Genomic DNA, 13,302 nt, shown 5'->3' on the forward strand with positions numbered 1-13,302 from the left:
ACCGACAGCCTACTTCGACGGCTCGGTGACGGTGGCACCGAAGACGGCGGGCAGCGTCTCGGTCGACAGGCTCCGCAGCTCGCTCAGCCCCAGCGTGAACAGGTCCTGGACCTCGAGGGCCGGCTCGCCGTCCTCGCCGGGCGCATCGGTCACCCCGATCCGCAGCACCGGGTAGCCTCGACCCTCGCACAGGCCACGGAACTTGACGTCGTCCTCGCGCGGCACGCTCACGATGACGCGACCCGTCGATTCCGAGAACAGCGCGGTGGCGGCATCCACCCCGTCTCGCTCCATGATCTCGCGCAGCCACACGCGGGCGCCCACGCCGAAGCGGAGCACGCCCTCGGCGAGCGTCTGCGCGAGGCCGCCGGCGGACAGGTCGTGCGCACTGGAGACCAGCGACTGCAGCGAAGCCGCGTGCAGCAGCTCGGCGAGCTTCTTCTCGGCGCCGAGATCCACTGCCGGGGGGCGACCGCCCAGGTGACCGTGCACGGTTCCGGCCCAGGCGGAGCCGTCGAGCTCGGTGCCTGTCACGCCGAGGAGATAGAGGTTCTCGCCCTCGTCCTGCCACCCGCTCGGGATGCGGCGCGCCACGTCGTCGATGATGCCGAGGACACCGACGACGGGTGTCGGGAAGATCGGCTGGTCGCCGGTCTGGTTGTAGAAGCTGACGTTGCCGCCGGTCACGGGGATGCCGAGCTCGAGGCAGCCGTCCGCGAGGCCGGCGACGGCCTGCGAGAACTGCCACATGACTTCGGGGTTCTCCGGGCTGCCGAAGTTCAGGCAGTCGGTGACGGCGGTGGGGACGGAGCCGCTCACGGCGACGTTGCGGTAGGCCTCGGCGAGGGCGAGCTTCGCGCCCTCGTACGGGTCGAGCTGGCAGAAGCGCCCGTTGCAGTCGGTGGCGATCGAGAAGCCGAGGCCCGATTCCTCGTCGACGCGGATCATGCCGGCGTCGTCGGGGAAGGCCAGCGCGGTGTTGCCCATGACGTAGTAGTCGTACTGGTTCGTCACCCACGACGTGTCGGCGAGGTTGGGGCTCGCGACGAGCTGCGTGAACTGGCGGCGGAGCGTCTCGGCGTCGTTCTCCCTCGGGAGCGCGCTCGCCGAGTCGTCGCGCAGCGCGTCGATCCAGGTCGGGTAGGCGACCGGGCGCTCGTACACGGGTCCGTCGACGGCCACGGTCGACGGGTCGACGTCGACGATGACCTCGCCGTGCCACTGGATCACCAGTCGCCCGTCGCCGGTCACCTCGCCGAGGACGCTCGTCTCGACATCCCACTTGTTCACGACCGCGAGGAAGGCATCGAGCTTCTCGGGCGCGACGATCGCCATCATGCGCTCCTGGCTCTCGCTCATGAGGATCTCCTCCGGCGTGAGCGACGGGTCGCGCAGCAGCACCTTCTCGAGGTCCACGCGCATTCCGCTGCCGCCGTTCGCGGCGAGCTCGCTCGTGGCGCACGAGATTCCGGCGGCGCCGAGGTCCTGGATCGCCTCGACGAGGTCGTCGCGATAGAGCTCGAGGCAGCACTCGATGAGCACCTTCTCGGCGAACGGGTCGCCGACCTGGACGGCGGGCCGCTTGGTCGGGCCGCCGTCGGCGAACGTGTCCGACGCGAGGATCGAGGCCCCGCCGATGCCGTCACCGCCGGTGCGCGCGCCGAAGAGCACGACCTGGTTGCCCGCACCGGTCGCGTTCGCGAGCTTGATGTCCTCGTGGCGCATGACGCCCACCGCGAGGGCGTTCACGAGCGGGTTGCCCTGGTAGACGGCGTCGAAGACGGTCTCGCCGCCGATGTTCGGCAGACCCAGGCAGTTGCCGTAGAACGAGATGCCGCTCGTGACGCCGTGGACGACACGGGCGGTGTCGGGGTCGTCGATCGCGCCGAAGCGCAGCTGGTCCATCACGGCCACCGGGCGCGCGCCCATCGAGATGATGTCGCGGACGATGCCGCCGACACCGGTCGCGGCACCCTGGAAGGGCTCGATGTAGCTCGGGTGGTTGTGCGATTCGACCTTGAAGGTGACCGCCCAGCCCTCGCCGATGTCGACGACGCCGGCGTTCTGGCCCATGCCGACCATGAGCCGTTCCTTCATCTCGTCCGACACCTTCTGACCGAACTGGCGCAGATAGATCTTGCTGGACTTGTAGGAGCAGTGCTCGCTCCACATGACCGAGTACATCGCCAGCTCGCCGCTCGTGGGGCGGCGTCCCAGGATCTCGCGGATCTGCCGGTACTCGTCGTCCTTGAGTCCGAGCGCGCCGTAGGGCTGCTCCTTCTCGGGCGTCGCGACGGCGTTCTCGACGGTGTCGGCCAGGGACTTTCGGGAGGGGGTGGTCACGCGGCTCAGCTCCAGGATTCGGGGACGCCGGACCGGTTCAGTCTAGTTGGCCGGGCATCGCCCCGACCGGCGTGAGTCGTGTGCCCCCCCCGCAGGCATCGACCGACGCACCGCGAGATCGTCGTGACCGTGTCAGATGCCGCAGAAGCGCCTCAGATGTCGGAGAAGTCGTTCGACGGTGCCGAGAGCCGTGTGACGAGGTCGCCAGCGAACCCGAGCTCGACGTACTCGATCCCGACGGCATCCGGGCGGCAGAGGGACAATGCGTCAGGCACCTCCTCGGGATGCATCGCCAAGCTGTCCGGCTTGCCGTCCCCGTCCCCGTCGTACTGGCACAGCTCGAACGCCTCAGCCGCGAGGGCCTCATCGCGCGTGCTGCCGACGGAGATGCCCTCCGCGGTGGCGATGGGGATGCCGCCGATCGTGGGCCCGCCGACGTTGAGGAAGCCACGCGAGTCGTACGTCCACACCGAGATCGAGACGCCGTCCCACGCGTACCGCACCCCACCTGCGGTGTCGTAGGGACCGTCGAACTCCTCGACGGTCGCCGCGCCGGCGATCTGCTCGAGGAGCGCCACGACCTCCTCGCCGTCCCTGAGCGACACCTCCTCCGCGCGCCCGTCGTGCTCGTAGACGACGGAATCGACGGTGACGACGACTCGGGCGGCATCGACCGTCGGGTTCGGCGTGGGGGCGGCGCTCGAATCGGAGGGGATGGTCGTCGGCGTCGGCGTCGGCGTCGGCGCAGGAAGCCCGCACCCCGCGAGCACCAGTGCGAGGCCGATCGAGGGAAGGAGCAGCATGAGGCGGGAGGCGCGCATATCAGCACGCTACCGACCTCTTGACGGATGCCGGTGCTCGGCGTAACGTACAACCAAATGGTTGCACAAATGGAGCTCAGCGATGAACGGATCGACCGCGTCTTCCACGCGCTGGCCGCGGCCACGCGGCGCGACATCCTGCGGCGCACGATCGAGCGCGAGCACTCGGTCTCGGCGCTCGCCCGGGAGTACGACATGTCCTTCGCCGCCGTGCAGAAGCACGTCGCCGTGCTCGAAGAGGCGGGCCTCATCGTCAAGCGTGCCGAGGGGCGCGAGCGCCTCGTGCGAGCGGACCCCGACATGATCGCCCGCGCCCGCGTGCTGCTCGCCCGCTTCGAAGAGCTGTGGCGGTCCCGCATCGACCGCCTCGACGCCCTCCTCGCCGAAACTCCGCCCGATACCGGGTCTTCCGATCGAACCGACACCGAAAGGGACTGACAATGCCTGTCACCGACGTCACGACCGACCCTGAAGCGCTCACCATGACGCTGACCGCCGAGGTGGCGGCATCCGTCGACCGCCTCTGGGGCGCCTTCACCGACCCCCGCCAGCTCGAGCGGTTCTGGGGCCCTCCCGGCTACCCCGCCACCTTCACCGAATTCGACCTGTCGGTCGGTGGGCGAGCGCACTACCGGATGACCAGCCCCCAGGGGGAGCAATATCACGGGGTGTGGGAGTTCCTCGAGATCGACGGACCCCGCTCGTTCACGGCACTGGACTCGTTCGCGGATGCCGACGGGCGGGTACTGGCCGACATGCCGACCTCGCGCATGGTGTTCTCCTTCGAGCCGACCGAGACGGGCGCGCGGCTGCGCAACACGACGTACTTCGACTCGGCCGAGGCGCTCGAAAAAGTCGTCGCGATGGGCATGGTCGAGGGTTCGACGCTCGCGATGGGACAGCTCGACCGCGTGCTCGAGGGACTGCGCGCCTACGCCGCCGGTAAGGGCACGCAGACCGAGATCCTGGACGACACCCACGTGCGCATCACGCGCCTGATCGACGGTCCGCGCGAGCTCGTCTGGCGCGCGCACACCGAGCCGGAGCTCATGACGCAGTGGCTCCTCGGCCCGGACGGCTGGCGCATGACCGTGTGCGAGATCGACCCGAGCGCGGGCGGGAAGTACCGCTACGCCTGGGAGCCGGTCGAGGGCGAGCCGGGGGAGCCGTTCGGGTTCGACGGGCAGACCCTGCTCTCGGAGCCCCCGGTGCGCGCCGTGACGACCGAGCACATGACCGGGACCGACTTCCCGTCGACGCTGAATGACATGAACCTCTACGAGGAGGACGGCGCGACGCTCATCACGCTGCTCATCGAGTATCCGGACTCCCAGACGCGCGACATGGTGCTCGCGACCGGGATGACCGAGGGCATGGAGACCAGCTACCAGCGCCTGGAGTCCGTGCTCGCGTCCGTCTGATCCGCGCCGCCGCCCCTCCCCTTTTCCCTTTTCGCTGAGACGACAACTGCACGTCGAGACTGTGGGTGAACCCCATGGTCTCGACGTGCAGTTGTCGTCTCACGGGGAGAAGAGACGCCCGCGGCCGGCGTCAGGAGGCGCGGGCCAGGGCGTCCTCGAACGCGACCCACGCGAGCATCGCGCACTTCACGCGCGCGGTGTACTTCGAGACGCCGCTGAGTGCCTCGGCGTCGCCGTAGGTCTCCTCGTCGATCGGGATCGTGCCGCGCGAGCGCAGCGCCGTGCGGAATCCGTCGATCAGCTCGGTCGCCTGCGCGCGGGTGAGCCCGCCTTCGCGGTCGTCGACGAGCACCGCGAGCATCGAGGCCGAGGCCTGCGAGATCGAGCAGCCGGCTCCGTCCCACGTGATGTCGTGAACGGTGTCGTCGGGGTTCACCCGCACGCGGAGGGTGATCTCGTCGCCGCAGATCGGGTTGCGCTGGTGCGAGGTCGCGGTGCGCAGGTCTGCGGCATCCGCGTCGGCGATGCCTTTGCCGTGCGGCCGCTTGGAGTGCTCGAGGATGAGCTCCTGGTACAGCGACTCGAGCCCGCTCACGCGCCTGCTCCGAAGAACGGCCGCACGTCGGCGAGGGCGTCGAGGAACACGTCGACATCGTCCTCGGTGTTGTAGAGCGCGGCCGACGCCCGCACCGAGGCGGTCAGTCCGAAGCGCGCGTGCAGCGGCGCGGCGCAGTGGTGCCCGACGCGCACCGCGATGCCCCGGGAGTCCAGGAACTGCCCCACATCGTGCGCGTGCACCCCGTCGACGTCGAATGCGGCCAGGCCCACCCGCTCGACTCCCGGCGCGTCGCCGAGGATGCGCACGCCGTCGATGCCGCGGAGCCCATCGAGCAGGCGGGCGCCGAGCGCGCGCTCGTGGGCGTGTACGGCACCCATCCCCACTCCTCCGAGGTAGCGGACCGCCGCGGCGAGGCCGATCGCCTGCGACACCGGCTGCGTGCCCGCCTCGAAGCGCTGCGGCGGCGGCAGGTACTCGCTGGAGTCCAACCCGACGCGCGTGATCATCGACCCGCCGGTCAGGAACGGCGGGAGCGCCTCCAGGATCTCGGCGCGCCCGTAGAGTCCGCCGATCCCGTAGGGTCCGAGCATCTTGTGGCCGGAGAAGACCGCGAGGTCCACGCCGAGATCGGGCAGGTCGAGCGCCAGGTGAGGCGCGGACTGGCACGCGTCGAGCACGGTGACGGCACCGACGCGCCGAGCGAGGGCGACGAGCTCGGCGACCGGATTGACGATGCCCAGCACATTGGAGACGTGCGTGAAGGCGACGATGCGCGTGCGCTCTCCGATGACGGATGCCGCGGCATCCAGATCCAGCCGGCCGTCATCGTGCACGGGGATGTGGCGCAGCACCGCGCCGGTGCGCGCGGCGAGCTCCTGCCACGGCACGAGGTTCGCGTGGTGCTCGATCTCGGTCAGCACGATCTCGTCGCCGGGCCGCAGCGCGAAGCGCGCGCTCGCCGGGGCGCCGCGCCCGAGCGTGGCGTTGCCGATCGCGTAGGCGACGAGGTTCAGCCCGGCGGTCGCCCCGCTCGTCCAGACGATCTGCTCGGCATCCGCCCCGACGAATCCGGCCACGGTCGCCCGCGCGTCCTCGAACAGCTCCGTCGCCTCGGCCGCGAGGGTGTGTGCGCCGCGGTGCACGGCGGCGTTCGCATTCGTGAGGAAGTCGACCTCGGCCTCGATCACCGCGCGCGGCTTCTGGCTCGTCGCGGCGGAGTCGAGGTACACGAGCGGGTGGCCGTCGACCTGGCGCCGGAGGATCGGGAAGTCCTCACGCAGCGCCCGGGCGTCCAGCGTCGTCGGGATTTCGGTCGAGGGGGTCACCTTTCCAGGCTACGCGCCCACGCGTCGGCGCGGGCTGGCGCGGTGTCGACGGTCGATCGCATCGGGTTCGGGACGCCTCCGCTCCGTTCAGGCGCGTGTCGCGCGCCCCAACGGACGTGGCGCGCCCCGAACCGTGCCGATGCGCGCGGCTAGCGTCCGCAGCGCCCGGTGAAGGGTAGGTCGTCGTCTGCGGTGCGCACCGGTGGGACGGGCGGTGCGTCCTTCCTGGGCGTCCGGTCGGAGCGCCGCGAGACGCCGCTCAACGGGAGGGCGCCGACGCACGCGATCGCGAGGAGATCGCCCTCGTGCACATCCGCGGGGATGTCCAATCGGGCGATGTCGCCGGGCGCGCCCTCGGTGAGCAGCCTGACCCGGCGCCGGCGGGCGGCGCTGGGCCGACCGATGACCCGGACGGTCTCGATCTGTCGCCCGCCGAGAGCCGCGTCGACCCACACGTCCGGGCGCTGGAAGAGCCCGAGGTGGTCGACGTGCTCGACCCGGGTGACCACGATCGTCAGCGGACGCTCGGTCCCGCGGTGACGGGGATGCCAGGTCCTGGCCTGTCCGACACGCACGAGGGGGGTCCCGTCCACGGATGCCACGGCGCTCAGCGGCACCCCGCGGACGAGCACGTCACGCTCGGTGTGGGTCGTGCCAGCGGGCCAGCAGGCAGCCGTGGCCGCATCGAGCGACGCGTTCGAGAGGGCGATGCTGTTGAGGATGGTCATGACTTCGAGCTCCTGAGGGGGAAGATGCGGCGCCGAGAACAGGAAAGGCATCAGGCGGAGTTCGTCCGGGGCGACCTCCGCGCCTGAGCGGGCGTCGAAGGGCGGATGTCGTGCAGAGTCACCGCACGGGCGCACGGGATCGCCAGGAGGTCGCCGCGGCGCAGGTCTGCGGGGAGCTCGGCACGCGTGCCGGGCCCGGTCATCGTCGTCGCGGACGCGGTGAGCACCGAGCATTCGGCAGCGGCTGCCGTCGAGACCCTGCCGATCAGACGCGACTGGTGCCAGTTCGCCGCAGCGTCCGACAGGTCCCCATCGACCAGCACGACCCGTCCCGCGGGGGTGTCGACGACGTCGGTGACCGAGACGACGATCACGGCGACGTCGTGACGCAGCGCCGGACGCGTCCGGGCCTCCGGGACGCACGCGTCGGCGGTGTGCACGCAGGGCGTCTCGCACAGTGCGGCCAGCCGAACGAGCGAGACGCCGGCGATCACGACGTCATCGACGGTCGCGAAGGTGTGCTCTGGCCAGGAGCGGGCGTGAAGCGGGTCGGGGATGCTCCGGCGCAGGGTGGGCATGATTTGCGTGAGGGTCATGCGCTCGCCTCCCGGACGTGCAGAGAGCCCGGGGTTGTGGGCGCGTGCGATGTGGTGTGCATGAATCCGTTCTCGCACGCGCACGATCCGAGATCACGCGTCCTCACGCAATGCGAACGAGCGTCGACCGAACACCTACGGCGTGCTCACGCGCACCCCGCCCCTACGATGGCGACGTGGACTTCTCCTTCGCTTTCACCCCTGACCTCGTCGCGGTGTTCCTGACCCTGTTCGTGCTCGAGATCGTGCTCGGCGTCGACAACGTCATCTTCATCTCGATCCTGGCCTCCAAGCTCCCGAAGGAGCAGCAGGCCAAGGCGCGCAACCTCGGCCTCACGCTGGCGATGCTCATCCGCGTGATCCTGGTGTTCTTCGCAGGCTGGATCATCACGCTCAAGGAAGACGTCGTCGTCCTGTTCGGCATGGGCTTCTCGTGGAAGGACTTCATCCTCATCGCCGGTGGGTTGTTCCTCGTCTACAAGGCGGTGACCGAGATCCACCACAAGCTCGAGGGCGCCGAGGAGGACCACGGCGGCAGCGGCAAGAAGGTCGCCCAGATCACGTTCGCGTCGGTGATCACCCAGATCCTGCTGCTGGACATCGTCTTCTCGCTCGACTCCGTCATCACGGCGGTCGGCATGACCGAGAACCTCATCGTGATCATCACGGTCGTCGTGCTCTCGTTCGGCATCATGCTCTTCGCGTCGCGCTTCATCTTCGCGTTCGTGAACAAGCACCCCACCGTGAAGATGCTGGCGCTGTCGTTCCTGCTGCTGATCGGTGTCTTCCTCATCGCGGAGGGCTTCGGCATCAAGATCGACAAGGCTCTGATCTATGCGCCGATGGCGTTCGCGATCCTCGTCGAGGCGCTGAACCTCATCTACGCCGCCCGCAAGGCCAAGCGCGAGCAGAAGGCGCAGCACGCCGTGCGCCTGCGCCCCCAGTACCCCGACGTCGACGAGTCGGTCGCAGTGTCCGCGGCGCTGTCGAAGGGGCCGGATGCCGGTGCCGTCGGTCTTTCGCGCAAGCCGGTCTCGGGCGCCTCGGCGCCGGCGGACGAGCGCGCGGGTCTCGGCTGACCTCGCGCCGGGCGTCCGGCATCCGCCCGCGGCACTTTCCTGCAGGTGCGGCGCCGATCGACGCAGCGTTCGCCTGGAACTGCGGCAGGCGACGAGCGGATGCCGCGCCTCACCGCCCCGGCCGCGGGCGAGTGGTCGGCAGCCCGGCGCCGTGGAGGATGTCGTAGAGCGCGCGTGGTGAGCGCAGCGCGGGCAGGCGCCAGCGCGAGAACGCCCGCACCTGCCGACGCAGGTCGTCTTCGCGGTCCTTCTCCGCCAGCAGGACCTCCTCCGGCGTGCGGCCTCGCAGCAGCTGAGGGTCGCGATACTTCCCCGCGCCGTCGAACTCGCCGATGTGGCGATGGTCGCGCCAGAAGAAGTCGGTGAAGGCATCGCGCCCGTTCGACAGGACGAAGCATGCCTGCAGTTCCGGGGGCGGGAATCCCAGCATCCCGATCAGGACGCGGCTCTGCGACTCGCGCACGCTGTCGGCCAGACTCGTGGCGAAGCCGGCGGCGCGCGCGGCGCGGGCGCACCCCCTCCCGGACATGCCGCCGACGTGTTCCTCGAGTGCGGCTCCGCTCACGAGCGCTCCTGCCGCCCGCTTCGACCACAGCGCCTGGTCGAGGGCCACGACGCCGTCGAGGAACCTGCTGTCGGCACTCAGGTCGACAGCGGTCTGCAGGGGTGTCGTGACGCTGTGGCGCTGCCACGGGATGCCGACGATGTGTGCGATGTCCCCTCGGCCGCGCCGGCGGAACTCTCCGCTGGACCGGCCGCCCGAGCTGATCCCGGTGCTGACGTCGATCCGCTCCGGCCACGGGCCGATCCGGTCGATGCCGTACAGCGCCGCTGCCGCGGCATGCGAGATCACCAGTTCGGAGCGGGCGCGGGCGGCCGCTTCCCACACGCGCTGGGCGTGGCGGGCCATCGGCGAGAGCGCTTCCCAGTCCGCGCGTGTGGCGAACGCGCCGGGCGCGATGCGCACGAGGTCGCCGCCGGCCAGGCGCGCTCGCAGCCGCCGGTCGTTCACCGGCTCGCCGTCGTTCTCGCGGCGGCGGAAAACCGTGGCCAACGGAGGCTCGTCCATCCACATCCGCTCAGGATGCCGCGCCCCTCGACCGTGCCGATGTCTGCCCGCCCCAGTGGTGGACTCCCCGGCCGACCACCCCTCCTGGGGAGGAACCCCGGTTCGGCATCCGCTTGCGCCACTTTCCCGCGGGCGCTGCACCGATCGACGCAGCGGTCGCCGGAAAATGCAGCAGGCGACGAGCGGATGCCGCGGCTCAGGGCGCGAGGACCAGCCGGTACCCCATGCCCGACTCGGTGAGCAGGTGCCGGGGATGCGCGGGATCGGCCTCGAGCTTCTTGCGCAGCTGCGACATGTACAGGCGCAGATAGCCGGAGTCGCTCACCTGGTCGCTGGCCCAGATCTCCTTCAGCAGCGTCTGCCGGGTCACAAGGGCACCGGGGTTGCGGGCGAGGAACTCCAGCATCCGCCATTCGGTCGGAGTGACGTGCACGCGCGCTCCGGCGCGCGAGACCGACTTCGCCGCCAGGTCGACCGTGACATCGCCGAACGTCACCGCGGGCTCTCCGGTACCGGATCCGGCCCGGCGCGACAGGGCGCGCAGCCGTGCGAGCAGCTCGTCGATCTGGAACGGCTTCGTGACGTAGTCGTCGGCGCCGGCATCCAGGGCCTCGACTTTGTCCGCAGAACCCGTGCGGCCCGACACCACGATGATCGGGGCGGAGCTCCACCCGCGCAGCGCCTCGATCACCTCCACGCCGTTCAGGCGCGGCATCCCGAGGTCGAGCAGCACCATGTCGGGGTGCGACTGCGCGGCCATCGCGACCGCGGCCGCCCCGTCGGGCGCGGCGATCACGTCGTAGCCGTGCGCGGCGAGGGTGATGCGCAGCGCGCGGACGAGCTGCGGGTCGTCGTCGGCGATGAGGATCTTCACGAGACCGCCAAGGGGAGCTCGATCACCATGGTCAGTCCTCCGCCGGGGGTGTCTTCGGGAGTGAGGGCTCCGCCCATGCCCTCGCTGAATCCCTTCGACAATGCCAGACCGAGTCCCAGACCGGTCGCATTGTCGGTGTCGCCGAGGCGCTGGAACGGCGCGAACACGTCGTCGCGACGATCGATCGGGATGCCGGGGCCGTGGTCGATGATCCGCAATTGGGCGCTGCCGCCCAGCCGACTGGTGCTGACCCGCACCGGGATGCCGGCCGGCGAGTGTCGGTGCGCGTTCGCGAGCACGTTGACGACCACGCGCTGCAGGAGCACCGGATCCGCGTGCACGGGCGGAAGATCGCGGTCCAGCGCCAGGTCGACCGAGGACGGTCCGAGGCCGAGCTCCTCGACCGCCGCGAGCACCACGTCGGCGGCATCCACCGGCCGGAGCGACACGGCGAGCACACCCGCCTGCACCCGACTCACGTCGAGCAGGTCGGTGACCAGCGTGGACAGCGTCGTGAGGCTCTCGTCCGCGGTCTCCAGCAGCTCGCGGCGATCCTCGGGTGAGAGGTTCTCGTCGAGGTTCCGCAGGCCCCCGACCGCGGCGACGGCCGCCGCGAGCGGTCGGCGCAGGTCGTGGCTGACCGCGGAGAGCAGGGCACTGCGCACCTGGTCGGTCTCGGCGAGGGCGCCGGCTTCACGCGCGGTCGCGGTCAGGTCGGTGCGCTCGAGTGCGGCGCCGAGCTGCGCGACGATCACGTCGAGCAGGCGGCGCTCGGAGGCGTCGAGCGGACCTCCGTGCAGCTCGAGGGTCGCGCGGGACGGCTCGCCGATCGGGATCGACGTGAAGCGGTTGTCGCGCACCGGCTCGCCGTCGGTGGCGAGGACCGTGCCGTCCGCGGCCGTGAGGCGGACGCCGCTCATCCCGAACGCCTCGCGCGTGCGGGCGATGAGGGCGGGCACCGCGCTCTCGCCGCGCAGGATGCTGCCCGCGACGCTTGCGAGCAGCTCGGCCTCCGCGGTGGCGCGGTGCGCGACGCGGGCCCGGCGGGCGGCCTGGTCGACGATGTAGCTCACCAGCGCGGCGATGATGACGTAGAGGAACAGGGCCCACAGATGCAGGGGGTCGGAGATCTCGACCGTGAACTGCGGGGCGACGAACAGGTAGTCCAGAGTGAGGCCCGACAGCACGGCGGCGAAAAGCGCCGGCCAGATCCCACCGGTCAGGGCGACGACCACGACGAGCAGCTGGAAGGCCAGCACGTCCGAAGTGATCGACTCAGGAGTCCGGGACACGTACAGCAGCCAGGTCAGGAGCGGGCCGCCGACGAGGGCGACCACGAAGCCGAGCACGACGCGCTGACGGCTGAGCGCACCGCCGGTCACCCGCGGCAGGGCGAAGCGGCCCCCCGCCGCGGAATGGGTGACGATGTGGACGTCGATGTCACCGGACTCGCGGATCACCGTGGCGCCGATGCCGGGGCCGGTCAGCGCGGCCTTCAGCCGCCCCCGTCGACTCACGCCGATCACGAGCTGCGTCGCGTTCACCGAACGGGCGAACTCCACGAGCGCCCGCGGGATGTCATCGCCGACGACCTGGTGGTATGTGCCGCCGAGCGACTCGATCAGCTCCCGCTGCGCGGCCAGCGCGCCGGGCGCGGCGGCGCGCAGCCCGTCCTGACTGGAGACGTGGACGGCGAGCAGCTCACCGCCGGCCGATCGCGCGGCGATGCGCGCGCCGCGCCGCAGGAGCGTCTCGCCCTCCGGCCCGCCGGTCAGCGCGACCACGACGCGCTCGCGCGCCTGCCACGTGCCGCTGATGCCCTGCTCGGCCCGGTACGTGCGCAGCGCGCTGTCGACCTCGTCCGCGAGCCACAGCAGGGCGAGCTCGCGCAGCGCCGTGAGATTGCCGAGCCGGAAGTAGTTCGACAGCGCGGCGTCGATGCGCTCGGCCGGGTAGACGACACCGGCCGCGAGGCGGTCGCGCAGCGACTGGGGCGCGAGGTCGATCACCTCGACCTGGTCGGCGGCCCGGACGACGGCATCCGGCACCGTCTCGCGCTGCGTGACGCCGGTGATCTGCTCGACGACGTCGTTCAGGGACTCGATGTGCTGGACGTTGACGGTCGTGATGACGTCGATGCCGGCATCCAGGATCTGCTGCACGTCCTGCCAGCGCTTCTCGTGCGCCGAACCGGGGACGTTCGTGTGCGCGAGCTCATCGACGAGCGCCACCCGCGGCGCGCGCGCGAGGACCGCATCGAGGTCCATCTCGCTCAGCTCGACGCCGCGGTGCGCGACGGAGCGGCGGGGCACGATCGGGAGTCCCTCGACGAGAGCGGCCGTCGCCGCACGGCCGTGCGTCTCGACCACGGCGATCACGACGTCCGTGCCGTCTGCGAGGAGGCGCCTGCCCTCTTCGAGCATCGCGTAGGTCTTGCCGACACCCGGCGCCGCGCCCAGCAGCACCCGCAGTCGCCCGCGCTTCATC

12 protein-coding genes are annotated in these 13,302 nt (G+C 70.8%); 3 read left to right on the forward strand and 9 right to left on the reverse strand.

The features are described 5' to 3' along the window. Nucleotides 1–9 precede the first annotated feature (9 nt). Both purL and ABD197_RS02025 read right to left on the reverse strand, forming a co-directional pair. A complete protein-coding gene (gene purL, locus ABD197_RS02020) occupies nucleotides 10–2,343 on the reverse strand; it encodes a phosphoribosylformylglycinamidine synthase subunit PurL (RefSeq protein WP_344051072.1) in 2,334 nt (777 codons plus the stop codon). A gap of 152 nt (nucleotides 2,344–2,495) precedes the next feature. Beyond that, a complete protein-coding gene (locus ABD197_RS02025) occupies nucleotides 2,496–3,164 on the reverse strand; it encodes a hypothetical protein (RefSeq protein WP_344051074.1) in 669 nt (222 codons plus the stop codon). A gap of 57 nt (nucleotides 3,165–3,221) precedes the next feature. Here ABD197_RS02025 and ABD197_RS02030 point away from each other — a divergent pair, with 57 nt between their 5' ends. After that, nucleotides 3,222–3,602, forward strand: a complete 381-nt coding sequence (locus tag ABD197_RS02030) for an ArsR/SmtB family transcription factor (protein ID WP_344051076.1) — start codon at nucleotides 3,222–3,224, stop codon at nucleotides 3,600–3,602. A gap of 2 nt (nucleotides 3,603–3,604) precedes the next feature. Next, entirely contained in the window at nucleotides 3,605–4,585 is a 981-nt protein-coding gene (locus ABD197_RS02035; RefSeq protein WP_344051079.1) for an SRPBCC family protein, read from the forward strand. Between the two features lie 130 nt (nucleotides 4,586–4,715). Here the strand turns inward: ABD197_RS02035 and sufU are convergent, their stop codons facing one another. The 4 genes from sufU to ABD197_RS02055 form a co-directional block, all read right to left on the reverse strand. Then, nucleotides 4,716–5,180 carry a Fe-S cluster assembly sulfur transfer protein SufU gene (gene sufU, locus ABD197_RS02040; protein ID WP_344051082.1) on the reverse strand — a complete coding sequence of 155 codons (465 nt, stop codon included), beginning with the start codon at nucleotides 5,178–5,180 and terminating at the stop codon, nucleotides 4,716–4,718. Next, nucleotides 5,177–6,469 carry a cysteine desulfurase gene (locus ABD197_RS02045; protein ID WP_344051084.1) on the reverse strand — a complete coding sequence of 431 codons (1,293 nt, stop codon included), beginning with the start codon at nucleotides 6,467–6,469 and terminating at the stop codon, nucleotides 5,177–5,179. The genes sufU and ABD197_RS02045 overlap by 4 nt, the downstream gene beginning before the upstream one ends. Before the next feature lie 149 nt (nucleotides 6,470–6,618). Then, nucleotides 6,619–7,197 (reverse strand): hypothetical protein, encoded by a 579-nt coding sequence (locus tag ABD197_RS02050; RefSeq protein ID WP_344051086.1) that lies wholly within the window; start codon nucleotides 7,195–7,197, stop codon nucleotides 6,619–6,621. A 50-nt stretch (nucleotides 7,198–7,247) separates the two neighbouring features. Beyond that, the gene (locus tag ABD197_RS02055) at nucleotides 7,248–7,793 is read right to left on the reverse strand and encodes a hypothetical protein (RefSeq protein ID WP_344051088.1); all 546 of its coding nucleotides are present in this window, start codon (nucleotides 7,791–7,793) and stop codon (nucleotides 7,248–7,250) included. Between the two features lie 176 nt (nucleotides 7,794–7,969). Between ABD197_RS02055 and ABD197_RS02060 the strand changes: the two genes are divergently transcribed. Then, nucleotides 7,970–8,872 (forward strand): TerC family protein, encoded by a 903-nt coding sequence (locus tag ABD197_RS02060; RefSeq protein ID WP_344051090.1) that lies wholly within the window; start codon nucleotides 7,970–7,972, stop codon nucleotides 8,870–8,872. A 109-nt stretch (nucleotides 8,873–8,981) separates the two neighbouring features. Here ABD197_RS02060 and ABD197_RS02065 read toward each other — a convergent pair whose 3' ends face one another. The 3 genes from ABD197_RS02065 to ABD197_RS02075 all read right to left on the reverse strand — a co-directional run bounded on the left by ABD197_RS02065 (nucleotide 8,982) and on the right by ABD197_RS02075 (nucleotide 13,301). Beyond that, nucleotides 8,982–9,941 (reverse strand): hypothetical protein, encoded by a 960-nt coding sequence (locus ABD197_RS02065; protein ID WP_344051092.1) that lies wholly within the window; start codon nucleotides 9,939–9,941, stop codon nucleotides 8,982–8,984. Nucleotides 9,942–10,137: 196 nt separating this feature from the next. Continuing rightward, nucleotides 10,138–10,815, reverse strand: coding sequence for a response regulator (locus ABD197_RS02070; protein WP_344051094.1), 678 nt, complete (start codon nucleotides 10,813–10,815; stop codon nucleotides 10,138–10,140). Beyond that, on the reverse strand, nucleotides 10,812–13,301 hold the full coding sequence (locus ABD197_RS02075; RefSeq protein WP_344051096.1) for a DUF4118 domain-containing protein: 2,490 nt from the start codon (nucleotides 13,299–13,301) through the stop codon (nucleotides 10,812–10,814). The genes ABD197_RS02070 and ABD197_RS02075 overlap by 4 nt, the downstream gene beginning before the upstream one ends. Nucleotide 13,302 lies beyond the last annotated feature (1 nt).

Origin of the sequence: Microbacterium lacus, from assembly GCF_039531105.1 — a bacterium.
GTDB lineage: Bacteria > Actinomycetota > Actinomycetes > Actinomycetales > Microbacteriaceae > Microbacterium > Microbacterium lacus.

What these genes read in the sequence shown, in the direction of transcription:
- ABD197_RS02035 (WP_344051079.1), top strand. Translation starts at nt 3,605, where the DNA reads ATGCCTGTCACCGACGTCACGACCGACCCTGAAGCGCTCACCATGACG.
- ABD197_RS02075 (WP_344051096.1), bottom strand. Translation starts at nt 13,301, where the DNA reads ATGAAGCGCGGGCGACTGCGGGTGCTGCTGGGCGCGGCGCCGGGTGTC.
- ABD197_RS02025 (WP_344051074.1), bottom strand. Translation starts at nt 3,164, where the DNA reads ATGCGCGCCTCCCGCCTCATGCTGCTCCTTCCCTCGATCGGCCTCGCA.
- ABD197_RS02030 (WP_344051076.1), top strand. Translation starts at nt 3,222, where the DNA reads ATGGTTGCACAAATGGAGCTCAGCGATGAACGGATCGACCGCGTCTTC.
- ABD197_RS02065 (WP_344051092.1), bottom strand. Translation starts at nt 9,941, where the DNA reads ATGGACGAGCCTCCGTTGGCCACGGTTTTCCGCCGCCGCGAGAACGAC.
- ABD197_RS02050 (WP_344051086.1), bottom strand. Translation starts at nt 7,197, where the DNA reads ATGACCATCCTCAACAGCATCGCCCTCTCGAACGCGTCGCTCGATGCG.
- ABD197_RS02055 (WP_344051088.1), bottom strand. Translation starts at nt 7,793, where the DNA reads ATGACCCTCACGCAAATCATGCCCACCCTGCGCCGGAGCATCCCCGAC.